29 protein-coding genes are annotated in these 25,690 nt (G+C 56.7%); 18 read left to right on the top strand and 11 right to left on the bottom strand.

The genetic code is table 11. From position 1 onward, the window contains the following. Positions 1-29 precede the first annotated feature (29 nt). Positions 30-1,211: a cysteine desulfurase family protein gene (locus tag SynROS8604_RS14245; protein ID WP_186544474.1), complete on the bottom strand. Its 1,182-nt coding sequence runs from the start codon at positions 1,209-1,211 to the stop codon at positions 30-32. 24 nt (positions 1,212-1,235) lie between these two features. Between SynROS8604_RS14245 and SynROS8604_RS14240 the strand changes: the two genes are divergently transcribed. From SynROS8604_RS14240 to SynROS8604_RS14230, 3 genes are read left to right on the top strand one after another with little or no spacing between them, the layout of a single operon-like run. Next, positions 1,236-1,751, top strand: coding sequence for a hypothetical protein (locus SynROS8604_RS14240; protein ID WP_186546014.1), 516 nt, complete (start codon positions 1,236-1,238; stop codon positions 1,749-1,751). Positions 1,752-1,784: 33 nt separating this feature from the next. Beyond that, positions 1,785-2,498, top strand: coding sequence for a response regulator transcription factor (locus SynROS8604_RS14235; protein WP_186544473.1), 714 nt, complete (start codon positions 1,785-1,787; stop codon positions 2,496-2,498). After that, positions 2,498-3,481, top strand: a complete 984-nt coding sequence (locus SynROS8604_RS14230) for an RNA pseudouridine synthase (RefSeq protein WP_186544472.1) — start codon at positions 2,498-2,500, stop codon at positions 3,479-3,481. Before SynROS8604_RS14235 ends, SynROS8604_RS14230 begins: the two co-directional genes overlap by 1 nt. Positions 3,482-3,535: 54 nt before the next feature. Here SynROS8604_RS14230 and bchM read toward each other — a convergent pair whose 3' ends face one another. Beyond that, positions 3,536-4,249 carry a magnesium protoporphyrin IX methyltransferase gene (bchM, locus tag SynROS8604_RS14225; RefSeq protein WP_186544471.1) on the bottom strand — a complete coding sequence of 238 codons (714 nt, stop codon included), beginning with the start codon at positions 4,247-4,249 and terminating at the stop codon, positions 3,536-3,538. A gap of 27 nt (positions 4,250-4,276) precedes the next feature. Then, positions 4,277-5,428, bottom strand: a complete 1,152-nt coding sequence (locus SynROS8604_RS14220; RefSeq protein ID WP_186544470.1) for an amidohydrolase family protein — start codon at positions 5,426-5,428, stop codon at positions 4,277-4,279. 57 nt (positions 5,429-5,485) lie between these two features. On the opposite strand from SynROS8604_RS14220, the gene purE reads away from it, so the two are divergent. Further along, positions 5,486-6,040 carry a 5-(carboxyamino)imidazole ribonucleotide mutase gene (gene purE, locus SynROS8604_RS14215; protein WP_255445083.1) on the top strand — a complete coding sequence of 185 codons (555 nt, stop codon included), beginning with the start codon at positions 5,486-5,488 and terminating at the stop codon, positions 6,038-6,040. A 54-nt stretch (positions 6,041-6,094) separates the two neighbouring features. Then, on the top strand, positions 6,095-7,174 hold the full coding sequence (locus SynROS8604_RS14210) for an AI-2E family transporter (RefSeq protein WP_186544469.1): 1,080 nt from the start codon (positions 6,095-6,097) through the stop codon (positions 7,172-7,174). Here SynROS8604_RS14210 and cysC read toward each other — a convergent pair. Both cysC and SynROS8604_RS14200 read right to left on the bottom strand, forming a co-directional pair. Then, complete coding sequence (gene cysC, locus SynROS8604_RS14205; RefSeq protein ID WP_186544468.1) at positions 7,155-7,781, bottom strand: adenylyl-sulfate kinase; 627 nt, start codon at positions 7,779-7,781, stop codon at positions 7,155-7,157. The genes SynROS8604_RS14210 and cysC overlap by 20 nt on opposite strands. A 77-nt stretch (positions 7,782-7,858) precedes the next feature. Next, on the bottom strand, positions 7,859-8,185 hold the full coding sequence (locus tag SynROS8604_RS14200; RefSeq protein WP_186544467.1) for a translation initiation factor: 327 nt from the start codon (positions 8,183-8,185) through the stop codon (positions 7,859-7,861). A gap of 39 nt (positions 8,186-8,224) precedes the next feature. Between SynROS8604_RS14200 and SynROS8604_RS14195 the strand changes: the two genes are divergently transcribed. From SynROS8604_RS14195 to SynROS8604_RS14185, 3 genes are read left to right on the top strand one after another with little or no spacing between them, the layout of a single operon-like run. After that, the gene (locus tag SynROS8604_RS14195; protein ID WP_186544466.1) at positions 8,225-9,184 is read left to right on the top strand and encodes a class I SAM-dependent methyltransferase; all 960 of its coding nucleotides are present in this window, start codon (positions 8,225-8,227) and stop codon (positions 9,182-9,184) included. A 38-nt stretch (positions 9,185-9,222) separates the two neighbouring features. Beyond that, a complete protein-coding gene (gene trpB / locus SynROS8604_RS14190; protein WP_186544465.1) occupies positions 9,223-10,479 on the top strand; it encodes a tryptophan synthase subunit beta in 1,257 nt (418 codons plus the stop codon). Positions 10,480-10,514: 35 nt separating this feature from the next. Next, on the top strand, positions 10,515-11,693 hold the full coding sequence (locus SynROS8604_RS14185; protein ID WP_186544464.1) for a hypothetical protein: 1,179 nt from the start codon (positions 10,515-10,517) through the stop codon (positions 11,691-11,693). An 8-nt stretch (positions 11,694-11,701) separates the two neighbouring features. Here the strand turns inward: SynROS8604_RS14185 and SynROS8604_RS14180 are convergent, their stop codons facing one another. From SynROS8604_RS14180 to SynROS8604_RS14170, 3 genes are all read right to left on the bottom strand, one after another. Continuing rightward, positions 11,702-12,925, bottom strand: coding sequence for an ABC transporter substrate-binding protein (locus SynROS8604_RS14180; RefSeq protein WP_186544463.1), 1,224 nt, complete (start codon positions 12,923-12,925; stop codon positions 11,702-11,704). A 1-nt stretch (position 12,926) separates the two neighbouring features. Continuing rightward, positions 12,927-13,919 carry a heat-inducible transcriptional repressor HrcA gene (gene hrcA / locus SynROS8604_RS14175; protein WP_186546010.1) on the bottom strand — a complete coding sequence of 331 codons (993 nt, stop codon included), beginning with the start codon at positions 13,917-13,919 and terminating at the stop codon, positions 12,927-12,929. Between the two features lie 71 nt (positions 13,920-13,990). Beyond that, a complete protein-coding gene (locus SynROS8604_RS14170; RefSeq protein ID WP_115070935.1) occupies positions 13,991-14,341 on the bottom strand; it encodes a rhodanese-like domain-containing protein in 351 nt (116 codons plus the stop codon). Between the two features lie 48 nt (positions 14,342-14,389). Here SynROS8604_RS14170 and SynROS8604_RS14165 point away from each other — a divergent pair, with 48 nt between their 5' ends. The 9 genes from SynROS8604_RS14165 (at position 14,390) to SynROS8604_RS14125 (ending at position 22,053) form a co-directional block, all read left to right on the top strand. Continuing rightward, entirely contained in the window at positions 14,390-16,009 is a 1,620-nt protein-coding gene (locus SynROS8604_RS14165; protein WP_186544462.1) for a DUF3352 domain-containing protein, read from the top strand. Then, positions 16,002-16,487, top strand: a complete 486-nt coding sequence (locus SynROS8604_RS14160) for a histidine phosphatase family protein (RefSeq protein ID WP_255445082.1) — start codon at positions 16,002-16,004, stop codon at positions 16,485-16,487. Before SynROS8604_RS14165 ends, SynROS8604_RS14160 begins: the two co-directional genes overlap by 8 nt. Positions 16,488-16,519: 32 nt before the next feature. Beyond that, entirely contained in the window at positions 16,520-17,710 is a 1,191-nt protein-coding gene (locus tag SynROS8604_RS14155) for a citrate synthase (protein WP_370586591.1), read from the top strand. 60 nt (positions 17,711-17,770) lie between these two features. Continuing rightward, complete coding sequence (nuoH, locus tag SynROS8604_RS14150) at positions 17,771-18,889, top strand: NADH-quinone oxidoreductase subunit NuoH (protein ID WP_170952871.1); 1,119 nt, start codon at positions 17,771-17,773, stop codon at positions 18,887-18,889. 81 nt (positions 18,890-18,970) lie between these two features. After that, positions 18,971-19,630, top strand: coding sequence for an NAD(P)H-quinone oxidoreductase subunit I (gene ndhI, locus SynROS8604_RS14145; RefSeq protein ID WP_186544461.1), 660 nt, complete (start codon positions 18,971-18,973; stop codon positions 19,628-19,630). Continuing rightward, positions 19,627-20,226 carry an NADH-quinone oxidoreductase subunit J gene (locus SynROS8604_RS14140; protein WP_186544460.1) on the top strand — a complete coding sequence of 200 codons (600 nt, stop codon included), beginning with the start codon at positions 19,627-19,629 and terminating at the stop codon, positions 20,224-20,226. Before ndhI ends, SynROS8604_RS14140 begins: the two co-directional genes overlap by 4 nt. Before the next feature lie 20 nt (positions 20,227-20,246). Next, on the top strand, positions 20,247-20,579 hold the full coding sequence (nuoK, locus tag SynROS8604_RS14135; protein WP_006854001.1) for an NADH-quinone oxidoreductase subunit NuoK: 333 nt from the start codon (positions 20,247-20,249) through the stop codon (positions 20,577-20,579). A 15-nt stretch (positions 20,580-20,594) separates the two neighbouring features. Then, positions 20,595-21,548: an NAD(+) kinase gene (locus tag SynROS8604_RS14130; protein WP_006854000.1), complete on the top strand. Its 954-nt coding sequence runs from the start codon at positions 20,595-20,597 to the stop codon at positions 21,546-21,548. 1 nt (position 21,549) lies between these two features. Next, complete coding sequence (locus SynROS8604_RS14125; RefSeq protein WP_186544459.1) at positions 21,550-22,053, top strand: CYTH domain-containing protein; 504 nt, start codon at positions 21,550-21,552, stop codon at positions 22,051-22,053. A gap of 195 nt (positions 22,054-22,248) precedes the next feature. On the opposite strand, the gene SynROS8604_RS14120 is transcribed toward SynROS8604_RS14125, so the two are convergent. Then, complete coding sequence (locus SynROS8604_RS14120; protein ID WP_006853997.1) at positions 22,249-22,527, bottom strand: helix-turn-helix transcriptional regulator; 279 nt, start codon at positions 22,525-22,527, stop codon at positions 22,249-22,251. A gap of 81 nt (positions 22,528-22,608) precedes the next feature. On the opposite strand from SynROS8604_RS14120, the gene SynROS8604_RS14115 reads away from it, so the two are divergent. Then, positions 22,609-23,499 (top strand): methylenetetrahydrofolate reductase, encoded by an 891-nt coding sequence (locus SynROS8604_RS14115; RefSeq protein WP_186544458.1) that lies wholly within the window; start codon positions 22,609-22,611, stop codon positions 23,497-23,499. Here the strand turns inward: SynROS8604_RS14115 and SynROS8604_RS14110 are convergent. Together SynROS8604_RS14110 and SynROS8604_RS14105 are read right to left on the bottom strand one after the other, a co-directional pair. Then, positions 23,483-24,658 carry an NDP-sugar synthase gene (locus tag SynROS8604_RS14110; protein ID WP_186544457.1) on the bottom strand — a complete coding sequence of 392 codons (1,176 nt, stop codon included), beginning with the start codon at positions 24,656-24,658 and terminating at the stop codon, positions 23,483-23,485. The two genes, SynROS8604_RS14115 and SynROS8604_RS14110, sit on opposite strands and share 17 nt — an antisense overlap. A 45-nt stretch (positions 24,659-24,703) precedes the next feature. Then, on the bottom strand, positions 24,704-25,606 hold the full coding sequence (locus SynROS8604_RS14105) for a segregation/condensation protein A (protein WP_186544456.1): 903 nt from the start codon (positions 25,604-25,606) through the stop codon (positions 24,704-24,706). Between the last annotated feature and the right edge of the window lie 84 nt (positions 25,607-25,690).

The raw sequence follows: 25,690 nt of genomic DNA, 5'->3' as shown, positions 1-25,690 counted from the left end.
CCGGAAAGTAGCGACGCGCACTATTTATTTCACGCTTTATGACGTAATTGGTGTATGGCATCGTTTATGGCCTGGATGGCTAGGTCGATGTCGCGGTCCGAGGTGCTGCGCCCCAGGCTGAGCCGCAGGGAAGCTTCAGCTTCTTGGCGGCTTCGACCTAACGCCATCAGCACATGGGAAGGTTCGCCGCGACTGCAGGCCGAGCCACTGCTGCAGGCCACGCGAGATCGCAGGGCTCGATGCAGCTTGCTTCCCGAGACGTCTGGAATGGTGATGTTGAGATTGTGCGGCAGTCGAGCCGTGGCATGTCCGTTGAGAAGTAGCGCTGGCTGACTCTGCTTGAGGCCCTCCCAAAGTCGATTGCGCAAACGTTCGAGGCGATGACGGCGGCTAGCGAGATCGCTGAGGGCCAACTCCGCCGCTTTGGCAAATCCGATGATGAGCGGCACCGGCAAGGTGCCAGGTCTCAACCCCCGTTCTTGCCCCCCTCCCCATTGCAGCGGCTCGACCGTTAAGTCTGGGTTGCTGATCAGAGCACCAACCCCTTTGGGCCCGTTCAGTTTGTGGGCGCTCAGGCTGAGGAAATCTGCGCCAAGACGTTGGCTGTCCAGGGGGATGTGGCCGAAGGCTTGAGCGGCATCGCTATGCAGCGTCACCCCGTGAGCTCTACAAAGGGCGGCGACTTCAGGAAGTGGCTGGATGACGCCGATTTCGTTATTGGCCAGCATCACACTCACCAATTGGGTGTCTTCCGTGATGGCGGCCTCAAGCTTTTTTGGGTCGAGGAGACCATCCGGCTCTGGTAAGAGAAGGGTGATGCGAAAGCCTTCGCGCTGAAGCTGCTGCAGGGGGTCGAGAACAGCATGATGTTCACTGACCATGCTGATCAGATGCCCTGGTTTTCCCCTCTCGCGAGCGATGGCGCGTGCATGTCCGAGCAGAGCAATGTTGTTGGCCTCTGTGGCCCCGCTGGTGAAGATCAGCTGTTCATCTGAGCAGTTCAGGCAATCGCTTAATTGTTCTCGGGCCATCTGAACGGCAGCGGCGGCCGTCAGTCCGAGCCGATGTTGCCGACTGGAAGGATTTCCCCATTGTTCACTCCACCAGGGCTCCATGGCCGTCACCACATCCTGGTGACACGGCGTTGTGGCTTGATGGTCGAGGGCAATCGGTGCCGATTGAGTCAAGACGGCTTCGGGGCTTGGCAGCATGGTGTGAGTCTGTCGTTCTATCTGATGCGTGCGGCTTATTGGATGACCAGCTTGAGTGTGCTCGCGATCAGTGTTCTGCAACCCGGCTTGGCAGAGCCATCTCTGCGTGAGAAGGTTCTTGAACAGATGCGGGCGTCGAGGCCTGCCGACTTGGTCGTTCTCGAGACGCGTGAGCTAGGTGGCACTTCCCTTCTCGGAATTTTTGCCATCCAGGTGGATTCGGCTGATCCTGATTTAAGGCGATACAAGCTTTGGAGGGAATCTCCTGAGAATCTGATCATCCCAACGGAATCGGTGCGTTGCAGTCGAACTGATCCCATGCGTGTCACACGCGATCAGAATGCGATTTATCTTCAGCGCCTCAACCCGGGTGGTTTGGTTACCTTGGCGAATCGGGAAAACCATTTGGTGTGGTGGGCTGCCTGTCAGCCAGAGCTTGCTGGTGAAGATCCCTCTGCCTTGACAGAGAAGGCCAAGGCGTTGGGCTTCTCCACGCTCCAGAAGGAATCCCAAGAGATTTTGCGGTTGCCAAGCCAATAGCGCCTCTAGATTTCGCGTAGATGCGTCAGGTCCATGACGGAGACTCCCAGCGAGGTTCTGACCCCAAGGTTGCTGCTCGTTGATGACGAGCCTGGTTTGCGTACTGCCGTTCAGGCCTATTTAGAGGATGAGGGATTTGATGTCACGACAGCCGAGGACGGGGAAGAAGGATTCAGTAAAGCTCAGCAAATGCTGCCCGATCTCGTCATCAGCGACGTGATGATGCCTCGCCTTGACGGCTATGGCTTGCTTCGCAAGCTGCGCGAAGACGAGCGTTTGGGCGGAACGCCAGTGATTTTTCTCACTGCCAAAGGGATGACGGCGGATCGCACGCAGGGCTATCTCGCGGGCGTTGATGACTACATCCCCAAACCATTCGACCCTGATGAACTCGTCGCCAGGGTCCGAAATGTGGCCCAGCGGCAGCAGCGGTTATTGCAGGAGGCAGCACGGTTCGCTGACACCGATATGGGTCAGATGGCCAAGCAGATCACAGAGATCCGCTCGCTTCTTGCCCAGGCAGATGCCCTACCCAATCAGGACCCAGCCCAACACAATTTCACGCCGAGGGAGGCCAGTGTGTTGCAGCTCGTGGCTGAGGGATTGATGAATAAGGAGATTGCCCGGCAGCTGGAGACCTCGATTCGCAATGTGGAGAAGTATGTGAGCCGGCTCTTCATCAAAACGGAAACCTCCAGCCGCACGGAGCTCGTGCGTTATGCCCTTCAACATCACCTCGTGAACTGATGGCTGTGCCGGCGGGATGGCGGCCGGCGGCGTTGAACCACGGCTGGACGTATTGCGATCGTGTTCGACCAGGGGAACAGTCCACCCGATTGAGCGATGTGATGGAACGACGCCACCACCATTCCAGTGCAGCGATCTGGCAGCAGCGCTTGGCGAGCGGGGAAATCACCCTGAATGGTTTGGCTTGTCCCGATGACGTCGAGGTCAAGGCTGGCGATTGGATTCGTTGGGCGCGTCCTCCCTGGGTTGAGGCTGCGGTTCCGGATCAATGGGAGGTCATTCACGATGACGGCGATGTGCTGGTCGTCAATAAACCCTCAGGATTACCGGTGATGCCAGGTGGCGGCTTCCTGGCACACACGCTGACGTCATTGTTGGAGCGGAGTAGCGACTCTGAGGGCGAGGCCTTGGTGCCGAAGCCCATTCATCGCCTCGGACGGTTCACGTCTGGTCTTCAGGTTTGCGCCCGTCGTCCCGAAACCCGGGCTGCATTGTCGAAGCAATTTCGACCGCAAGGTGATTGCCGTAAAACGTACCTGGCCTTGACGCCTCGTTTGGAGAGCCTTCAGCACGGTGAGACGCTTGTCATCCAAACCGACGTTGTCGAACGGCAACATCCTTTGCTCGGTTGGATTTGGGGGCCAGAGCCAACAACGCTGGAGCGATTGCGGAAGCGCTTATCGGCTCACTCTGCAGTGCAATTGAGGGAGCGAAGGCGAACGGGAGATCTCTTGGAAGTGCGGATTCATACAGGCCGCCCCCATCAGATCCGCATCCATCTCGCCCAACTGGGCTGTCCCTTGTTGGGAGATCCCTTGTATCAATCTGATCAGGGGCTGTCTGCAACAGCAACACCAGGTGATGGTGGGTATCACTTGCATGCTTGGCGCCTGGAGGGTTTGTGCTGGCCGCCCACTACGCAGTTAACACTCCGTGCTCAGCCGCCCAAGTGGTTGAGAGATGGAGACGATGCTGAGCGTTGAAGCGACGATCAACCACTGAAGTGATTCGAACTGAGTGAAATGCGTTGACTGAGTTCAGCTCTTTTGGAATTCCACAAGGCGCGAGAAGTAAAAAGGTGCTTTATTCAAACTGCGACGAATCAACTTGAATCCACAGGATTCAGCAGCTTTCACAATTCCTGTTTCTTTCAGGGTGTAAGCGCGGGTGGTTTTGCTTGGACCAGGAAACAGTTGGCCGATGCTTTTGAGCAATGCCAACAAAGGGGTGTAGGGAGCAAAGCTCACGATCAGCCTCTGCTCGGTGAGGCTGCAGAGGTGGCGCACCATCTCCTCCGCAGCTGGTTGTGGATAGTGAATGAACACATCCAGGCAGCAGACGGTGTGAAAGGAGCCGCTAAGACTTTCGAGATCACTGGCGAAGAAATGGAGCTTGCCCATGTTCAAGCCCGCCTCTTCTGCGCGGCGCTGAGCCTCCTGCGCCATCGCTTCAGAAATGTCACTGGCATCGATGGAGCCAGCTCCCATCTCTGCTAGAGGCAAGCTGAGGCTGCCCACTCCGCACCCTGCATCACAGAAGCTCACGTCACTGAGCTCGCCACTTTGCTTGATCAAGCTCAACACCTCATCCACGGTCTTTTGGTGTCCGATGCGAATGTTGCGTTGAACCTTGTTGACATCATCACTTTCGCTGTAAATACGATTCCAGCGCTCGAACCCTGTGGTTTCGAAGTACCCCTTTACCTCCTGCTTTTCAGCCTGCGTGTCGTCCAGCAGGGACTCGGGTGGCATGGCATCAGTCAGAAGGGTCGCGGAATTTTAGGCAGCGTGTTGCCAGCTGAGGTTGTTGGTTTCGTCATCCCAATGCCAGCGCAACAGCTCGTTCAGAGGTCGTCCCAGCAGTTGGAAGGTTTCTTGGGAATTCAAGGCCTTCCTGGGTGCAACGGTTGCGGCATAAATGGCAGCACTTGGATGGGAGCTCCAGCGTGCCAGCCGCTTCACTCCCTCAAGCAGCGGCAAGGTCACGCCCGCAAGGGTTCCATCCTCAAGCCGGCAGGTGCCGTTCTTCACCAGAAGCGCACGCTCATCCCAATGGTGCACTCCGTCTTCGAGTCCGTAGGGGGCGAGTGCATCGCTGACCAGCACGAGTTGATCGCCCGCCAGCCGCTGCAAGAGCACCGCCATCGTGGGGTCCACGTGAACCCCATCAGCAATCAGGCCGAGTGCAACGTCATCCCGTAGGCAGGCAGCTCCGATCGGTCCGGGATTGCGGTGATGCAACCCCTGCATCGCATTGAAGCTGTGGGTCAGCATCGATACGCCCTTGTTAAAGGCTTCATTGGCCGTGGTGGCATCCGCAGTGCTGTGACCAAGGGCCACGCGAATGCCCAGACCACACAGGTGTTCGATCAAGGCCGCGGCGCCATCGCGTTCTGGAGCGAGGGTGACCAGGGCAATCTCTTGCTCAAAGCCGCTGATGCGTGCCTTGAGTTCGTCCATGGTGGGACTGGCGAGGTGTTGGCGTGGATGGGCTCCCCGTCTTGCCTCGGCCAGAAAAGGTCCTTCCAAGTGGGCACCAAGCAGCTGGCAGCGGAAGGGCTGGTGAGCGGCACGCGCCTGCCTGAGCACGGTGAGAGCTTCACGCAAGGGCTCGACGCCGCAGGTCACAAGAGTGGGACTGATCGCTTCCACGCCATCGCGCCAGAGCTGATCGAGGAGCTGCAGGAGTTGTGGCAACGCAGCATCGGTCAGCTCTGGGAACGGCAGTCCCAAACCCCCATTGATCTGGAGGTCTACACCCATCGGGCTGAGCACGTCTCCGCCCCAGCCTTCACCGGCTAGGGCCGTCCCCTCAGGCATCAATCCTCGATCCACAATGCGGGCTTCTCGATCGAGTTGCAGCCACCACTGCTGTGAGTGCCCGTCCTTGCTCGTGCTTTGGGGCAGACAGACGTGTGTGATCCGGCGCATGGGGAAGGGTCCTCTGAAGCCAGTGCGGGACGATGGCAGTCTCGCTGCAAGCTTGCTGTGTCCAAGCCATCGGAGCCCACAATCGTTGCGACGTCCCGTGTTGCAGTGATCATGGGAAGTGATTCTGATTTGCCGACCCTGAAGCCAGCGGTTTCGGTCCTTGAAGACCTGGGTGTCAACGTTGAGGTGCGTGTGCTTTCGGCCCATCGCACTCCCCTGGAAATGGTGGACTTTGCAAGGCATGCAAAATCCATGGGATTTCAGGTAATCGTTGCTGGTGCCGGCGGTGCTGCCCACCTCCCAGGCATGGTGGCCTCGCTCACCACGCTTCCTGTCATCGGCGTTCCTGTGAAGAGTCGCGCGCTCTCCGGGGTCGATTCCCTGCACTCCATTGTTCAGATGCCTGGTGGTATCCCTGTGGCCACGGTGGCGATTGGCGGCGGTTTAAACGCTGGTTTGCTGGCCGCTCAGATTCTGGCGATCAGTGATTCGACCCTCTCTGAACGACTTGAGGCCTACCGCCAGCAACTCCACGACATGGTGGTTGCCAAGGATGCCCGCCTCAAAAATCTCGGTGCTGACGCGTATCTGGATTCCATGTCGAGTAGCTGATCACACACCGTTGGTCGTGGTCAGTTTCACAATTCAATCTCAACGGAACGTTTGATGTTCGGTCCTGCCTGGATGCGTTGGGGACTCTCCCTACCTCTGTTAACGCTCAACTTATTCGTGTTGCGTCAGTTGCTTGTGCCGCTGGCGCCCTTTCCGGGTTTGTTTTTGACCGCGGCCCTGATCGCCTTCCTCCTCAGCATTCCTTCCCGCTGGCTTCGTGCCCGGGGGCTTCCGGGTTGGCTTGCGATTTCCCTGGTGTTTTTGCTGGCCGTAGGAATTTTGGTGATCTCAGGCATCACATTGGTGCCCCTTTTGATTGACCAACTCGCGCAATTGATCAATGCCTTGCCAGGTTGGCTTGAAGCCTCCCAAGGGTTGATCGGCCGTCTCCAGGAATGGGCGATGGCCCGTGGATTGCCAAGTGAATTCGGAGATCTGAGCAGCGATGTTTTGACGCGTGCCAGTCGTTTAGCGAGCCAGTTCAGTCAACAGTTGCTAGGCCTTCTTGGGGCGACCCTCGGCACCACGATCAACACCGTCATCGTCCTGGTGCTGGCGGTGTTCTTTCTGCTGGGAGGCGAATCCATTACGGCAGGGTTGGTGCGGTGGTTGCCGCAGGAGTGGCGTGAGCTGGTGGTGGTCACCATCACGCGCACCTTTCGGGGCTATTTCGCCGGTCAGGTCGTGCTCGCTTTGATTTTGAGCGCTGGTCAGATTGCGGTGTTCACCTTGCTGAAGATTCCTTATGGCGTGTTGTTTGCTGTTTTGATTGGCCTAACAACGTTGATCCCCTACGCCAGTGCTTTCACGATCGTTGCGGTGAGTGTTTTGTTGGCCGTGCAAGATCCTGGAATGGGCCTCGCCATCCTGGCGGCCGCGATTGGCGTCGGTCAGGTTGTGGATCAGTTGATCCAGCCACGCTTGATGGGGAGCATCGTTGGCTTGCAGCCGGCTTGGCTGCTGATTGCTCTCCCGCTTGGTGCACGCGCGGGCGCTTTGTTCGGTTTTGGAGAGCTTCTGGGCCTGTTGCTTGCCGTGCCAGTGGCGAGTTGCATCAAAACCCTGATTGATGCCTGGGCTGATCGTCAGGGCTTTGATCTGCCTTCAAAAGCGATCAGATCTGCGCAGGAATGATCTTTTGCTCAACCAGATAATGGATCACCTGCTCGACGCAGCTGTCCAGGCTGCTGTTGCCGGTGTTGATATTGAGTTCAGGATGTTCCGGTGCTTCATAGGGGCTGGAGATCCCGGTGAATTCTTTGATTTCCCCCGCACGCGCTTTGGCATAGAGCCCCTTGGTGTCACGTTCTTCGCAAACGCTGAGATCGGCTGCGCAGTGGATCTCGATGAAGTCTCCTGCGTTCACAAGAGCTCTTGCTTTGTCGCGGTCAGCCCGAAAAGGAGACACAAACGCCGTCAGCACAATCACGCCGGCATCGAGGAACAGCTTCGCCACCTCGCCGATGCGCCGGATGTTTTCTTCTCGGTCGGCGTCGGAAAAGCCCAAGTCCTTGCAGAGGCCGTGGCGAACGTTGTCGCCGTCCAACACGTAAGTCGCCAGTCCACGCTCAAACAAAGCAGCGTTCACGGCATTGGCCAAGGTGCTTTTGCCAGCCCCGCTTAAGCCCGTAAACCAGAGGATTGAGCTGCCGTGGCCCCGTTGTTTAGCGCGAGTGTCGCGATCAACCGAGGCCTGGTGCCAAACGATGTTGGTTGCTTTTGTGTTGTCGGCGGCGGCCATGAACGGAGCGCGAAAGATGGCATTATCTCCTGGCGTAAACGACGACGGCACAATCTCGGCATGAAGCCGCTGAGGTCTCAGCCTCCAGCTCTTTTGGGTTTGTAGCCCTCTTTTTTAAGCAATTCGAGACTGAGCTCAACCTGATCCCCCTGCAACTCGATCACGCCATCCTTTGCGGTGCCGCCACTGCCAATGCGCGTTTTCAACTTTTTGAGGAGGGACTTCAAGCCATCCGGATCTAATTCAAGACCGCGGATCACCGTGACGGTTTTGCCCCCTTTCCCCCCGCGGGTGGGCTGCACGCGAACCACCTGCTCATTCTTGGGTGTGGCGCCTGCTGATGGTCCAGTTGGGCGTTGCAGACTGTCAGCACTGCTGAATTCTTGCCAGCCTCCCTTGCGCATGAGCTATTCGCATCCGTTCCTATCCTGCCGTTTCTCACCATGAGTGGGTCTGCTCCCGCTCCCCAATGGGCTGATTCCAGTCGGGGGCTCGGCCGCTGGATTGAACGGTTGATCGGCATCCCCCTGTTGCGTCGCCCCCTGTTTTTTCAGGCACGACAGCTGATCATCCGAACGGCTGAGCGCAACGGCATTCCTTGGCGGAAGCGACGGTCGGAATTGTGGGAGGCGGCCGCTCCCCTTCTGGCGGAGAGTCGCACCGAGGGCCTGGTTCCTCCCGCCTACTACCAAGCGCGTTTCCATGCCTATGAGCAGGGCAATCTCTGCTGGCAGGCGGCATCGGAGGCTGAGCAAGCCACCGATGCGATGGCCCTGCGAATCTGGCCAAAGGAAGCGCTGGAGCCGCTCCAGGCTCAGACGCGACTCCGCGATGCGATCCATGCGGTGGTGGAACCGCTTCTCAGCGATTCCACCCGCGAGGTTTTGGATCTGGGTTGTTCCGTTGGCGTCAGCACCCAGGCGCTTGCCCGTTGGTTGAACGCTCGGGCCGATCAACGTGGTCTGAACAGGCCACGGCTGATCGGTTTGGATCTCTCTCCGGAGATGCTGGCTGTAGCAAGGGTCAGAGATCGCGACAGCTTGATCAGTGAGTGGCGCCATGCCGCTGCCGAACACACCGCTTTGGTGAGTGAGAGCATTGATTTCATCAGCCTTCAGTTCGTTTGCCACGAGCTGCCTCAAAGCGCCACCCGTGAGGTCTTGCAAGAAGCAGCGCGTCTTCTGAAGCCGGGGGGCGTGTTGCTGATGGTGGATCAGGATCCAGCTTCATCGGTATTGCAACGCCTGCCAGCCGCCGTTGCGACCCTGCTGAAGAGCACCGAGCCCTACATCGAGGACTATTTCGGCCTCGATATGGGCGCCGCTCTTCTGCAGGCAGGGTTTCGAGATCTGCGTATTGAGGCCTGTGATCCACGACATCGTGTAATTGCCTGTTTACGCTGACTTACCGCAAGACGCCGTTTCAGCGGCATGCCAGACCTGTGACAAGCACTCTGCCGACTGCCAGCACCCCAGATCCAGCCAGCCTGACGCCTTCGGTTCGGCCTGAAGCTCACGGTCGGTTTGGTCGTTATGGAGGGCAGTACGTTCCCGAAACGCTGATGCCAGCGCTTGCTGAGCTTGAACAAGCGGCGGCTGAAGCGTGGAAGGATTCAGCCTTCACGACTCAGCTCAATCGGCTGCTGAAATCCTATGTAGGGCGAGCCACACCCCTCTACGAAGCGGAGCGTCTCACCGCTCACTATCGCCGTTCCGATGGGGGTCCACGCATCTGGTTGAAGCGCGAAGATCTCAATCACACGGGTGCGCACAAAATCAACAATGCCCTTGGTCAGGCGTTGTTGGCCTTGCGTATGGGCAAGAAGCGAATCATTGCTGAAACCGGTGCCGGTCAGCATGGCGTGGCCACCGCAACGGTCTGCGCTCGTTTCGGCCTGGAGTGCGTGGTCTACATGGGGGCTGAAGACATGCGCCGTCAGGCGCTGAATGTGTTCCGGATGCGCTTATTGGGAGCCACCGTTCAGCCGGTCACGGCAGGAACCGCCACCTTGAAGGACGCGACGAGCGAAGCCATCCGCGATTGGGTGACCAATGTGGAAACCACCCACTACATCCTTGGATCCGTGGCTGGTCCCCATCCCTATCCGATGTTGGTGCGTGACTTCCATGCAGTGATCGGCAATGAAGCGCGTGAGCAATGCATGGAGTCGTTTGGGCGGCTTCCTGATGTGTTGTTGGCGTGTGTGGGTGGAGGTTCCAATGCGATGGGGCTCTTCCATCCGTTTGTGCAAGACACCTCTGTTCGTCTGATTGGCGTTGAGGCCGCAGGTGATGGAGTGCAAACTGGCCGTCATGCCGCCACGATTACGGAGGGCCGAGTGGGGGTGCTGCATGGGGCGATGAGCCTGCTTCTTCAAGATCAGGACGGCCAAGTGCAGGAAGCGCATTCCATCAGTGCTGGTCTTGACTATCCCGGTGTGGGGCCAGAGCACAGTTATCTGCGGGATATCGGCCGCGCTGAATACGCTGCCGTTACGGACGATGCGGCGCTCTCCGCTTTACGGCTTGTGAGTGAGTTGGAGGGAATCATTCCCGCTTTGGAAACCGCCCATGCGTTTGCTTGGCTGGAAATGTTGTGCCCCACGCTTCCCAGCGGCAGCGAAATTGTGATCAATTGTTCTGGTCGTGGTGATAAGGATGTGAACACCGTGGCGGAAAAACTTGGAAGTCAGCTTTGAAGACTGTGCTTCAGCGCTTGTTGAAGCATCCCAAGATGTTGCGCATCAGATTGAACTTTTGGGACTTTCTCCTCGTCCTGGTGATTGCAATCTCTGGGATTTTTTTGGTTCAATTTCTTGGTAGAGAAAATTTAGATGTGATCAGTTCTCGAGAATTGCTTCGGCTCACGAGTACTCCTCACATTCGTAATGAAGCGCCTGATGCTGCGGCTCGTGGCAGGCCATTAAAGGGGGCGGAAGTTCTGCGTGATTCGGAACTTCTGGAAGCGGCAAAATACAAGGTCTATGCAGGTATTTACGTCGCGAATAACTTCAGTTTGGACCTGGAGGTTCCTAGCTTTTCTAGCAAGGGATATATCTGGATGCGTTGGGGAAAGCCTTTCCAGGATTACTTGGAAGAAAGAGGCTTGGCTATTTCCGAGGTAATTGGACTTGAAAATGATATCAATCCGGAAACATCTGTAATCACGCCTTTGCGGGATGTCCGTGAATTTGAAGACGGCACTTTTGGGCAAGGGATGTTGTACACAGGGGATTTTTACATCGACAACTTGGACTTACGGAGGTTTCCTTTTAACTCGGTGAGTCTCCCTGTTGTTCTTGAAGCTGATGATCCTGTTGGTGATCTGACCTATCAAAGTCTTCGTTTGATTCCTGATTTAAGGGATAGCGGGATTGGTCAGTATTCTGATCTCTTTGGCTGGCTCACACGGGGCTGGTCTTTTGGGGAATTTCGGCATCACTTTGCCTCGGGACTTGGCGTTAGCACTGTGGATGAGGAATACAGCCAGCTTATTTTTGATGTGTCTTATCAAAAGTCTTCTTGGTCTGCATTCTGGACTTTGATTCAGCCCCTGGTTGTGGTGATGGCCTCGATTGTTTTGATTACCCGGGTGCTGACAGAGTTTCGTGTTGAGATTCCGATCGCCGTTTTGCTAACGCTGATCTTCTTGCAAGATGGATATAGATCAGAGCTGCCAAGTCTCCCTTACCTTTCGTTTCTAGACTCGATTTATGCGATTGCTTACATCCTTTCAATCGTTAGTTTTGCGCTCGTTCTCTATCTTGAGAGTCTCAAGAGACGAGCGGGTTTGGAGACCAATGAGCGTCGAGATTTGATTTTGGGACGTATTCACTTTTATGAGCAATTTTGGCCTCCTATTTCTCTTGTCGTTATGGTTTTGTTGTCAATAGCTAGCTGGTTGTTGATCTAGCAACCTTTTTAGGGCTCCCAGGGATCGCTGCCAAGGAAGACCAAATCGATACTGCGATGTAATCCTGGAGTGGTGCGTCTCAGTTCATCGACGAGTCGATCCCGGGTGACATCTGGAGCGATCGATTCCATTGCCTCAACGAGCCATTGCGCTGCCATGAAGCCTTCGAGGCTGTAGAAATCGAAATCAACTTCACCATCCTGCTGCTGCTGGCGTAGGAGTCGTTGATAGCTCGCGACATCTGGGTGCCGTGCATCCCAAGGGAAGGGCACAACTTGTGTGACACCAACGCCAAAGGCGGCTGCTTGCGGCAGATCCCGAAACAGCGCTTTGGTTCCTGTTGGAGAGATGGTCATTAATTGCGGGCGGCTGCCATTTCGATGCAGGTTGTTCACCAATGAGGCCATCGTTTTGCTCAGTGAGATCACGATGAGGGCATCGGGCTTTGATTTGATAATCGTGTTGGCGGCTTGCGTTGTTTCAATGGAGTTTCGTGGCAGAGCCGCTGTGCTGACAGCACTGAGATTGTGCTTTTTCAGGGCCTCCACTGTGCTGGCAAGCACGTCTTTTCCATAGGCGTCGTTCTGATATGCCACTGCAATCCTTACGAAGCCGTCGTTGACGAGGTGATTGACGATCCGCCGAGCTTCTTCCGCATAGCTGGCTCGGAAGTGCAACACCTCGGTCTGACCTTGTTCTCTGAGGGCGCTAGCACCTGTGAGAGGAGCAACAAGGGTGAGTCCCGCCGTCTTGGCAATCGGTAGGGCCGCTTTGCTCGTGGGCGTGCCAAAAAAGCCGAAGAGGGCCAAAACATCAGGCTCGGCCGCAAACAAGCGGGTGTTACGCAGCGTATTTTCTGGCTCATAGCCATCATCGATCCGCCAAACCTTGACGGGGCGTCCGGCGATGCCCCCCCGATCATTGAGCTCCCGTAAAACGGTGTCGATTCCTAGGGCGAAGCGCTCTCCGATATGTCCAGAGGGGCCTTTCAGGGGAAGGGACTGTGCCAGCAACCAAGGGCGGGGTTCTTCGTTAAGAAGGGAATCAAGGTTCTCACTGGCAAGGCTTCGTCCCGCCTCGTTCGAGGTCATCGAGCTGCTCTGCGCGGGCTCAAGTCGCTCCTGTTTTGTTGTCTGGTTGACACCGCTCCAAAGGGCAAACAAGGCCCCCCCGATGGCGAGTCCTAGGACGATGGTCAGCGGGGGGGACAGGGCTCTTCCTTGGAATGCCATGTCAGTTCAGGAGATAGTCGAGATGATGGGCGGCACTCTTAACGGCAGCGAGTGCTGTGGCGTAGGCCATGCGCATTGGCCCCACAAGCGCCACATGCCCCACGCCGTCTGTGGCGCTTGTGTAGGTGGCCTGGACCACTGAGCAGTGGTGCAAAGCCTGTTCGGGATGTTCTTGGCCGATCCAGACGCCATATCCAGGACCGGAAGCGGACAGGGTTAGGGCTGCAGGACTCTGATCCATCAATTCAAGGAGTGGTCTGAGCTTGGAGCTTTGGCTGAATTCGGGCTCGGCGACGAGCCGAGACACGCCATGAAAGAGCGCTTTGGTTTCTTGGGTGGTTTGCAAGGTCTGATGGCTGTCAATGGCATCGCGGAGGGCTCTGCCGCAGGCCTGCAGTTCTCTTGGCAGTGCATTCCAATTCAAACGGCCGTTGCCGTCGAGCTGCCGACGCGCCCATTGATCCATCGCTTCGATTTGATGCTCACTGCCGTGGGGCAGCCGAAGATTGAGGTGACTGGCTTGGCTGGAATTCTTCACCAACATCACCAGCAAGCGCTCCTCGCTGCGCACCAGTCGGATCGCTTCCAGTGCGGGGTGCCCTTGGCTGGGGTGCGTGATCAGGCTCATCAGTCCCGTGAAATCGGTGAGCCTTCTCGCCATATTTTGGAGCAGATCATCAAGCGCTGCCCATCGAAGGCTCAGTTGGGTTAACTCCTGATCAAGATGTTGGGCGATGGTTCCAGGCTTCGGAAGCAGACAATCCACGTAATGCCTATATCCACTGGGGCTTGGAACCCGTCCGGCAGATGTATGTGGTTGGGTGAGAAGACCCCGCTGCTCTAAAGCCCCCATGGCTGAACGCACGGTGGCAGCACTGGCTTGCAGATCGAACCTCTGAACGAGGGTTCTGCTCCCTACTGGCTCAATCGTGTCAACGTAGTGATGCACCGTGGCCTTGAGCACCTCCTGTTGTCGGCGGGGCAGCGGCTGCACAGGCACACAATCAGCGTTGTGATCGTACGGAGGTTTCCCCTCGGATTGGTGGCGTTGTCATGAACCGCTGCTCAGTAACGGGGAACGCTCGGGTCGACGTCCACACTCCAGGCATGAATGCCGCCTTCTAGGTTCCATACCTCATAATCCGGTCCTTGTTCTAAGAGCCAGCAGCCAAAATTTCGGCTACGGATCCCGGCGTGACAAATGACCACGATGGGTTTGCTGGTGGTCAGCCTTGCGGGCAGATCGGAAAGCCATAGGTTTGATTCACTTAGCGGTAGATGTTCCACCTGCCCGGGGAAGGGAGCGATCTCCAGTTCGGAGTGCTCGCGAACATCAACGAGCTGAAGGGCACTGCCGCTCGCTAGCCACGCGTGAAGGTCTTTGGCGCTGATCGATTGGGGTGAAGAGGGTGTCATGGGATTCATCATGAACAAAGATGAGGCCAGTCCCACGCCTGCTGCTTCATGAAGGCGCGTTCCTTCCTTTTAGCTGTCGCTGCAACGGTGGTGTTGCTGCTAATCACCGCATTGGGCCTGTGGTGGGCGATGGCTCAGCAGAGTCCCCTCAAGATTGTCGGGCAACCCCTCGTCTTGCCACGAGCTGCTCGGTTCGTTCCGAGAAATGCGTCCCTGAGTTTGCATTTGCTTGCTGATCCTGGGCGCATGCCCGCCTATGCCCAGGCCGTGGCTCCGGTGTCACGCCGACGCCAAGCGCGGGACAGCACCCAGCAATTGCGGGATGGCGCCTTTGCTCTAGCGGGCTTGGATTTTGTGGGAGAACTCGCGGATTGGATCGGTCCCCAGGTCAGTTTGTCTTTGTTTGCGCCCGTCTCCGATGCTCCTGCGGGTTGGGTGCTCGCTCTCACCAGCCTTGATCAAGACGGGGCCAAGCGTTTCCTGCAACGCTTTTGGCAAACGCGCAGCTTGGCAGGCACCGATCTGCAAATCAGTCGTTACCGGGGAATGGGGGTGATCAGCGGCCGCGGAGCGCTGCTCGGTCAAGACCCACAGCCCATCGCTACAGCCTTGATCGACGATGACCTGCTCTTAATCGCCTCCGGTCGTGGTGTGCTGGAGCAGTCTTTGGATGTGTCTCAACTGGATGCTTTGCACCAGCTTGGAGACGAAGCTCTCATGGCTGATTTGCAGCAGCTTGGTCGGGGTGCGGCGCTGCTAACGGCTGATCCTGTCGCGATGGCGAAGTGGCTTGGAATGCCACGCTCCATTGCTAATGACGACGACCTGGTTGGTCTGGTCGCAGCACTTGAACCTAAAGGGACCGCTCTCGATCTGGATGCTGTCTTGCGTTTTCGTCAGCCGCTTGGAGGTTCAGGGACTGACGGCCTGCAGTCGCAATCCTTGATGCGTTCAGCCGGTGGATCAGCCTCTGCCCTGGCTTTGCTCTCGGATCCTGCAGGGCTCCTAAGTCCTCATGATCAGGACCCCGTCGCTCAATGGTTGGCGCCTGTTCTTGAGGAGTCTCTCCAAACCCTGGGAGCCGAGGGGGCTTCCGCTGTGGTGGGGTTGGATGCGGGCCCCCTGCTTTGGAAGCAGGGTGTAGAGGGATGGCTATTGGGAACATCCAGTGATCAGCCTGGTTTGGAGGCCGTGGATGCGGACCTCCAGGTCAAGGGGCTCGTGCGTTCAGCCCTGCCGTCTGATGGATCGGCCCTTGAGGTATGGACCCGGCTGGCCCGGCAGCGGCAGCGGGGTGAAGCCTCTCTACAGGCCCAGCTTGCGGTGGCCTTGGAGCGTGAATCTGGTCAAGACTGGTGGGGGCAGACCCTGGATGCTCTGACAATGCGTCAGGATCACTCCGCCCTTGAGCCGCGCTTGGATCAACTACGGGCCTTGCAAGACGATGGGGCGGCGCCTCTGGCACAGCAGTTGGCCCTGGCGACGGAGCCCAGCCGCGCTCAGCTCCAAAAGTGGCGGCTCTGGAGTTTGATTCAGTCGGTGGCTGGCAAGCCCCTGCTCCCAGCGGTGCAGGAACTTGCTTTGGCTGCTGGTCCGGACCAAGAGGAAGGCGCTGGTCAAGCAGGCTCTAACCGCTTACGACTCCGCGCCCAGCTGCGATTTGGTTGACCTGCTGCTGTTGCGTCATGGCATCGCGGTTGAGCGCCACCAAGGCGTGGATCATCCAGATCGTGGTCTGACGCCTTTGGGAGTCGAGCGCACATTCAAGGTGTGCTGCCGTCTGCGCGATCTCGGATTGATCGCCGACCGCTCGTACAGCAGCCCTTATCGGCGAGCGCGTGAAACAGCTGAGCTTGCGGTGAAAAGTGGTTTGGCTTCTGAGCTTGAGCTCGCCCGTTGTCTTGAGCCTGGAGGGGATCCATGGCCCTTGGTTCAGCGCTTGCAAGGCTCGTGTTTGCTTGTGGGTCATGAACCTGATTTGAGCCAGCTGGCTGCGGAGCTGATAGGTGCGCGATCGGATGGCCTGCGCCTGCGCAAGGCTGGGCTCTGCCATCTCCGTTGGGACCCATCCCATCAAGATCCCCGTGGGATAGCGCAGCTGCAGGGGTTACTTAGGCCACGTCTGTTGTTGCCGGGCTGCGTTTAAGTTGCGTTGATGAGTTGTCGTTGTGGGTGGTGGTGAGTCAGACCGGCGGGAGCGAAATCAGGCATGAACGCACGGGGTTGGTGTTTAGACCCGGCCTGGAGGGTGTCCCGGCCACCCAATCTTCGATTTGCGACATTGACGGCCTCCAAGGGCGTCTCTCCTATCGGGGCTACTCCCTCGATGACCTTGCGGTCCACAGCAGTTTCCTGGAGACCACCTATCTGTTGATCTGGGGTGAACTGCCTACACCGCAGCAATTTCGTGATTTTGAGCACGAAGTGCAGATGCATCGCCGCGTCAGCTTTCGGGTGCGCGACATGATGAAGTGCTTCCCCGCCAACGGGCATCCGATGGATGCGCTGCAATCGAGCGCGGCTTCCTTGGGGCTTTTCTATTCCCGCCGGGCCATCGATGATCCGCAATACATCTACGACGCTGTTGTCAGGCTGATTGCCAAGATTCCAACCATGGTGGCGGCCTTCCAGTTGATCCGAAAAGGCCAGGATCCAATCCAGCCCCGCGACGACCTGGCTTACTCCGCCAACTTTCTGTACATGCTCACGGAGCAAGAGCCCGATCCCCTGGCCTCTCGAATCTTTGATCGCTGTTTGATCCTCCACGCTGAGCACAGCCTCAATGCCAGTACGTTCAGCGCCAGGGTGACGGCGAGCACGTTGACCGACCCCTATGCCGTCGTGGCATCGGCGGTCGGAACGCTGGCGGGCCCTCTCCATGGAGGCGCTAACGAAGATGTTCTGGCGATGTTGGAGGAGATTGGTACTCCGGAACAGGCCGACTCCTACCTCGAGTCAGCCGTGGCGAGCAAACGCAAAGTGATGGGTTTTGGGCATCGCGAGTACAAAGTGAAAGATCCGCGTGCCGTGATCCTTCAGTCCTTGGCTGAGGAGTTGTTTGCTCGATTTGGTCACGACGATCTTTATGACGTGGCCCATGCCCTTGAAACGGCTGCCGCGATTCGCCTCGGGCCCAAAGGGATTTATCCCAACGTTGATTTTTATTCAGGGCTTGTGTACAGGAAACTTGGGATTCCAAGAGATCTGTTCACCCCGGTGTTTGCGATTTCCCGGGTGGCCGGGTGGTTGGCACATTGGAGGGAGCAGCTCGGTGCCAATCGAATTTTTCGCCCTTCTCAGATTTATACCGGCAGATCCATGCGTCATTGGGTCCCTGCAGACGAGCGGGTGAATGCCGCGGGCGCTTAAGTTGCATCTATCTGTTCTCTGACCATGGTGACTTCCCTCGCCACCACCGCGCCGGCTCTGGTGAGCCCGGGTCTTGACCTTGAGCAGAGCTTTAGTCAGGCCCTGGAGGGGTTTGGGCTCTCGGCCCAGGCTGCTCGCATGCTCTGGCTTCCCTTCCCGATGTTGCTGGTCCTTGTGGCCGCTGTTGTGGGGGTTCTGGTCACGGTGTGGCTGGAACGAAAGATTTCTGCAGCCGTGCAGCAAAGGGTTGGGCCTGAGTACGCCGGAGCCCTCGGTGTTCTTCAGCCTCTTGCCGATGGGCTCAAGCTGCTCGTCAAGGAAGACATCATTCCTGACCGAGCGGACAGCATTCTTTTCACCCTCGGCCCTGTGCTGGTGGTGGTGCCGGTCATTTTATCTTGGTTGATCGTGCCCTTCGGTCAGAACCTCTTGATCAGCGATGTGGGCGTTGGCATTTTCCTTTGGATCTCGCTGAGCAGCGTTCAGCCCATTGGCCTTCTGATGAGTGGCTACGCCTCAAACAATAAATATTCGTTGTTGGGAGGTCTTCGTGCGGCAGCCCAATCGATCAGTTACGAGATTCCGCTCGCGTTGGCCGTCCTGGCCGTCGTGATGATGAGCAACTCCTTAAGCACCGTCGACATTGTCAATCAACAAACTGGAGCTGGTGTTCTGAGTTGGAACATCTGGCGTCAGCCGGTTGGCTTCCTGATTTTCTGGATCTGTGCGCTTGCGGAATGTGAGCGTCTGCCTTTTGACCTCCCAGAAGCGGAGGAAGAGCTGGTTGCTGGCTATCAGACCGAATACTCAGGGATGAAATTTGCCCTCTTCTACCTGGGCAGTTACATCAATCTGGTTCTCTCTGCTCTCCTTGTTTCCATCCTCTATCTAGGTGGTTGGGGCTTCCCGATCCCCGTTGAATGGTTGGCTTCTTGGTTAAACCAGCCGATTGATGCGCCTTTGGTGCAGTTGATCACAGGCACCGTGGGCATCGTGATGACGGTCTTGAAGGCCTACCTGCTGGTCTTCATCGCGATCCTTTTGCGTTGGACCACTCCACGGGTCAGGATCGATCAGCTGTTGGATCTTGGCTGGAAATTCCTGTTGCCTTTGGCCCTGGTCAACCTCCTGGTCACAGCAGCCCTCAAGCTGGCCTTTCCGGTTGCTTTTGGCGGCTGATCTCGTCACTTCCCCTCTCCCGGCGGCATCATGAAAGCCGGGTTTTGATTCCTCGATCGTTCCCTTCCCCGATTCCAAACCATGTTCGGCTTCCTTAAACAGGTTGGTGATTACACCAGGGATGCAGTGGATGCGGCCCGTAATCTCACGCAAGGTCTGTCGGTCACCTTCGACCACATGAAGCGCCGTCCGGTCACGGTGCAGTATCCCTATGAGAAGCTGATCCTGTCGGAGCGGTATCGAGGACGGATTCATTACGAATTCGACAAGTGCATCGCCTGTGAGGTGTGTGTGCGCGTCTGTCCCATCAATCTTCCCGTGGTGGATTGGGTGATGAACAAGGAGACGAAGAAAAAAGAGCTACGCAATTATTCAATTGATTTTGGGGTTTGTATTTTTTGCGGCAACTGCGTGGAGTACTGCCCCACCAATTGCTTATCGATGACCGAAGAATATGAATTGGCCGCCTTCGATCGCCATAGCCTGAATTACGACAACGTTGCCTTAGGTCGCCTGCCAACCAGTGTGACGACAGATCCATCGGTCCAGCCGTTGCGGGAACTGGTGTATTTGCCCGCTGGGGAAGTTCAGCCCCATGGCGTTTCTCCTGATCGCCCCCGAGCGGGCAAGCTTCCTGAGCAAATCCTTGAGGAGCTCAAGGCCGCTGGATCCAGGAAGGCTGCCGAGGATGGGAGAGAATCATCTTCATCAGCTTCCAACGAGGAGGAGAGCGCAGGATGACGATCGCCGCGTCAACGCAGCTCATTTGTTTTTTGGCTCTGAGTGCCGTCATCGTCCTGGGAGCCCTCGGCGTGGTGCTCTTGAGCAACATCGTCTATTCAGCCTTCCTCCTAGGCGGTGTGTTTTTGGCAGTGGCAGGTCTCTACCTCCTGCTTAACGCCAGTTTTGTCGCGGCGGCCCAGGTCCTGGTGTACGTGGGTGCCGTCAACGTCTTGATCCTGTTCGCGATCATGCTGGTGAACAAAAAGGAGGATCTGGCTCCGATCCCCGGACTCCCCATACGCCGTCTTCTATCCGGTGGTGTGTGTGTAGGCCTGTTTGCACTCTTGACCCGTGTTGTGGTCACCACGCCCTGGGCCAAGGGCCCAATGCCGATTGGGGAGGATTCAACCGTGCGCATCGGTGAACATCTGTTCACCGACTACTTGCTCCCTTTTGAGTTGGCATCTGTTTTATTGTTGATGGCCATGATTGGGGCCATTGTTCTGGCCCGTCGTGACGTTCAATCTGTAGATCCTGTCACTGGCGAAGAGGTTGATCAGGGCCTAATCGAAAAGGCACGCACCCCTCTATTGACCGACCAGCCTCGCGCCTGAATTCTTTCTCCTTTTTTGTGATGCTCTCTGAGCTGCTTTCTGGTTCTGTTCCTCTCCAAGCCTATTTGCTTTTGGCAGCAGTCCTGTTTTGTACGGGAGTCTGGGGTCTCATTAACAGCCGAAATGCTGTTCGCGTGTTGATGAGCATTGAGTTGATGCTCAATGCAGTGAACATCAACCTGATGGCCTTTTCTTCCTACGTCGATGGCCAACTGATTCGTGGCCAGGTGTTCTCAGTGTTTGTGATCACCGTTGCCGCCGCTGAGGCTGCCGTCGGTTTGGCGATCTTGTTGTCGCTTTACAGGAACAGAGTCACTGTGGACATGGAGCGCTTCAATCTTTTGCGCTGGTAAAGACGTCACGCTGTTATGCGCCTTCAACGGGTCTGGCTGATTTATCGCGCAGATAGCCCACTGGCCCTCAAAGAGGCGCGTCGTTGCGCCGATGAGCTTGAGACGATTGGCGTGACCTGCGTCTTGGCGATGAGTGGCCTGACGGCAGACCCGTTCCCCGGTTTGCTGGCCTCTGAGCCTCGGCTACCGGATTTGGCGGTGGTGCTTGGTGGTGACGGAACCGTGCTCGGTGCCGCCAGACATCTCGCCGTTCTGGATGTCCCGATTCTGAGTTTCAACGTAGGAGGTCATCTTGGCTTTCTCACGCATGATCCCGGTTTGCTTCGGAGTGAAGGGCTCTGGGAGCGCGTGCTGGAAGATCGTTTTGCCTTGGAGCGGCGCATGATGTTGCAGGCGGTGATCCAGCGCATGGGGGATCTGCATGGTTCTGAGGATGAGGAGACCTCTGGAGCAGACGATGGTCTCCCTGACGATCAGGAGATTCACTGGGCACTGAATGACCTCTACCTAAAGCCCTATCACGAGGATTTGTCTCCAACCTGCATTCTTGAAATGGAGATCGATGGAGAGGTTGTGGATCAAGTTCGAGGAGATGGCTTGATTTTGGCCTCGCCTACGGGATCAACGGGTTATGCGATGGCGGCTGGCGGCCCGATCTTGCATCCAGGGATCGATGCGATTGTGGTTAGTCCAATTTGTCCGATGAGTTTGTCAAGTCGCACCGTGGTGCTGCCTCCTCGCTCCAGGGTTGTGATTTGGCCTCTGGGTGATGCCAGTCGTCAGGTGAAACTTTGGAAAGATGGGGCGGCTGGAGAGGTTTTTGGCCCAGGTGAATGCTGCGTGATTCAGCAGGCTGCCCATCATGCGTTGATGGTCCAGCTGGATCAAAGTCCTTCCTATTACCGAACCTTGTCACGCAAACTTCACTGGGCGGGAAGTTTGCTGGATAGTGCTCCCTCCTCAAACTGAGATGGCCCTGGAGATTGAACGGCGATTCCTGGTGACCCATCCCGGATGGCGTCGTGTGGCAGGTCCCCCCCAAGCGCTGCGACAGGGGTATCTGTCCGCCTCGCCCGATGGATTCACCGTTCGCATGCGGTTGCGCGCTGACGGCAAGGCATGGCTGACATTGAAGGCCCCTGCTGCCGGGATTGCTCGCCATGAATTCGAGTATGACATTCCCGGAACGGATGCGGAAGAGCTTTGGGCACTTGCGTCCCATCGCGTCACGAAAACGCGCTATTCCCTTCAGCAGGGAGGGGGGGATTGGGTCGTTGATTGCTTTGAAGGCAGCAATTCACCGTTAATTCTTGCTGAGGTTGAGCTTGAGGCCCCCGATAGCCCCTTAACGATCCCCGACTGGTGTGGTGTTGAGATCACAGGGGATCCGCGCTGGAGCAATGCAGCACTGGCTTATCAGCCTTTTGCCACCTGGCCTAAGGATTGGATCGACGAATATCGGCTGCAAACCTAAAAAATCTTTTGATTTCCTTTAGAATTGGAGCATGGTTTGCAAGGTGAGACGGCATGTTCGGTCTATATGACTCTGATGGGATCCTGCGTTTCACAGGATTGGATCGTGAAGCCTGCCTCGCTTATGCCAGTTTGTTTGGGCTTTCTTTGGCGAGCTGCTCCTTAACGGATATCCCAATCCCTGTTCCTCTTCCGATCAGGACGCGTCGGAGGCATCAGGGGGAAGGGTGCAGCAATTGAAGCCATCTCGGCAAATTTTTCCGTGATCCATTGCCCAGTTCAACAAAGCCACGCGATTTTTGGAGCCGGTTTTTGTGAACACATTGCTCACGTGATTGTCGACCGTACGTTTGCTGATCGTCAGTCGTTCAGCGATCTCTTGATTGGTCAGCCCCTCGGCTACCAGTTCGATGATCTCTATTTCACGGCTGGAGAGGGAAACAGTCATTGAACAGGGCTCCTCACCGATGGCCATTCTTCTTGGACCATGGTTTGCATCTTAAGCAGGTATGGAGAACCTGATCTTCCATAGTGGTTTTCAGTAGCGATCATTCGTTTGCGTTCAGCGCTGCAAAGCAGCCTCGAGGCTGGAGCCGTCACCATTACGGCTGAAGTGATGCCTCCACGAGGTGGAGACCCATCCCATGCTCTCAAGATGGCAAGGGCCCTCAAGGGGTTTGTTCATGCGGTCAATGTCACGGATGGCAGTCGTGCCGTCATGAGGATGAGCAGTCTTGCTGTGGCTCGCCTCCTTCTGGACGAAGGCATCGAGCCCGTGCTGCAGATGGCCTGTCGCGATCGCAATCGCATTGCAATTCAATCGGATCTGTTGGGTGCCCATGCATTGGGGATCCGTAATCTTCTTTGCCTCACCGGGGATCCTGTTCGTGCTGGTGATCAGCCCAAGGCCCGTCCTGTGAATGAACTGGAATCTGTGCGCTTGCTGCAGCAGGTCACGGCCTTCAATCGGGGAGATGATCCGGTGAAGGGTGATCTTGCCGATGGTCCTACCGACATCTTCGCTGGAGCGGCGGCAGATCCCCAATGTGCAAGTTGGTCAGGCTTGGTGCGACGGATGGAGCGAAAAAAAGCCGCAGGAGCGCGTTTTGTTCAGACGCAGATGGTGATGGATGCTTCTGTGTTGGAACGGTTTTGCCGTGAGATCGCAGAGCCCATGGAGCTTCCAGTGCTAGCGGGTGTTTTCTTGTTGAAGTCGGCGCGCAATGCAGGGTTTATCAATCGGATGGTGCCTGGTGCTTGCATTCCCGACACTCTGATCACCCGCTTGGAGGCCGCGGCGGACCCGGCGGTAGAAGGCATTCAAATTGCTGCCGAACAGGTTCAGCGATACCTAGGAGTGGCTCAAGGCGTTCATCTGATGGCGATCAAAGCAGAAGAACGCATTCCAGCGATTTTGAAACAGGCTGGCGTCAGCTTGCCTGGGTGAGATCGGTGCCCAGGAGTTCTGCCATCGCTTTCTGTTGAGGAGAAGGCTCCACCAAATCCTGGCGACGGGCATCCGTGATCAACCAATCGAGTGAAGCTTCCTGGAGATCGATGTGATCGCCTTCCTTGTCAACGCAATAGCGGCCAAACACGAGTTTTTCCACCAATTGCACGCCCGCCCCGATCCTTGAGTAATCAAAAATGATCGAGTTATCGATGGTTGCACCCTCGCAGATATAGCAGCTTGGTCCAATCATCGTGGGACCGATCAAGGTGGCACCATCCTCAATTTTGGTCATTCCGCCGACATAGACCGGGCCCTCAACGTTGATTTTGTCCCAATTGGCGGCCACATTCAGGCCCGCAAACACACCAGGCTTGACCTCTTTCCCCGGAACGCCAACTTGACGAACGTCTCCTTGGAGAACGCTGCGAATGGCTTGCCAGTAATCAGGCACTTTGCCGATGTCGACCCATTCAAAATCCATGGGGAGGGCATAAAACGGAGCTCCTTGCTTCACCAAAGTGGGAAAGAGATCTGCCCCGATGTCGAAGGATTTTCCGGAGGGAATGTGCTCGAAAATCTCAGGCTCGAAGAGATAGATGCCGGTGTTGATCGTGTCGCTTAAGGCTTCCTCAACACTGGGTTTCTCTTGAAAGGCTTGGATTTTGCCATCGTCATCACTCACCACAACGCCATAACTGCTCACCTGGTCTTTCGGGACCGTTTTGGTGACAAGACTGGCCAATGCGCCTTTGGCGCGGTGACGTCTGACGGCCTCGGTGAGGTCGAGGTCGATGAGGGCATCACCACACAACACAACAAAGGTGTCGTCAAAAAAGGTCTGAAAATCTTGGATTTTTTTGAGACCACCCGCAGAACCCAGGGCGTCTCCGATCAGTTCGCCGTCCTGAATGCTTCCCTCGAAGCTATAAGCGATTTCGACACCAAAACGCTGACCATCTCGGAAATAGTTTTCGATTTCCTCGGCCAAATGGGACACGTTGACCATGACCTCAGTGAAACCATGCTCTTTGAGGAGCTCCAGCAGGAACTCCATCACCGGTTTCTGGAGGATCGGAATCATCGGTTTCGGGATCACATGCGTGATCGGTTGTACCCGGGTTCCCTTGCCTGCGGCCAGGATCATGGCCTTCATTGACGTACCAAGCTTGAAAACGTGACCTTCAACATACGAGGGTGATTAAGCGGCAATCGCGGGCAAGGTCGGCGTGATATCTGGCACTTCCGGACTTTTAATCGGCAACTGAGTGATTTCACCGGCAACGAGCAGGCGTTTTAAACGAATGGGTGCATGCAGCGAGCCCACTTGCTCTAGTTCCACCTGACTCTGAGAGGACAGAAATAACAGGGCCCAGAACACCCCAACGCGGTCTGTGTCGAGGTCGGGAGCCGCCGCCTCTGCCCAACGGCTGACAAGAAGCTCAAAATCAACCCAGTGCAAGGCCTGCTCCCATTCTTTCAAGAAAACTCCCAAGGCGGCAGTGGTTTCAGGAAGTTTTTCCCGATGGGCCAAGGCTGCGACCTGGGCAATCGCCTCTCGATTGCTGAAGCGCTTCTGGCGCTGACGCCGGCGCATGTCCAGTTCGTCTGTCTCCAGTTGCTCGGCAATGGTCTCCAGTTGTTCGATCAGTTCACCAAGCGTGACCGGCCTCCTCAGGGGAGGTGGAGCCACAGGGCGTCTTAAGAGGTGGCGTTCAGGATGGTGCGGCAAATTGAAACGGGGATCCAGCCAACCCTGTTCCATGAAGTCGGGGTCAAAGGCGTCTTCCACGACAGGGTCTGGAGGGAGGGTGCTGGCTTCAAGCACCTCCGCCTTGAGCCCCACCAGCACGGAAGCAGCAAGAAAGGCTTCGCTGCTTTCGGCCAAATCACGTTCGTAGCTTCCGCCCTGTTGGCCCAGCTGAGCAGCAACCCGTCGGGGAACGTCGATGCGTTGTCTGAGTTGATCTAAAAATCCGTCGACCACTGAGATGACGTCGACATCCCAAGGATCAAGCGTGCCACTTTGTGCGGCATCTTGGAGAAGACGGATTGCAAGACGGGCGCCGGCATCCGCTTTTGAGGTCAGGCCAGCATCAGACAAAAACAACCTCAATCTGATGGCAAGGTATCGGCCCAATCCAGGGGACGCCAGTCCCCACAGGAGATTCGCTTCCTTCTTCCCGTC

Origin of the sequence: Synechococcus sp. ROS8604, from assembly GCF_014279655.1 — a bacterium.
Classification (GTDB): domain Bacteria; phylum Cyanobacteriota; class Cyanobacteriia; order PCC-6307; family Cyanobiaceae; genus Synechococcus_C.
The sequence above is the reverse complement of the archived record's forward strand: the minus strand, read 5'-3'. Positions and strand labels throughout refer to the sequence as shown.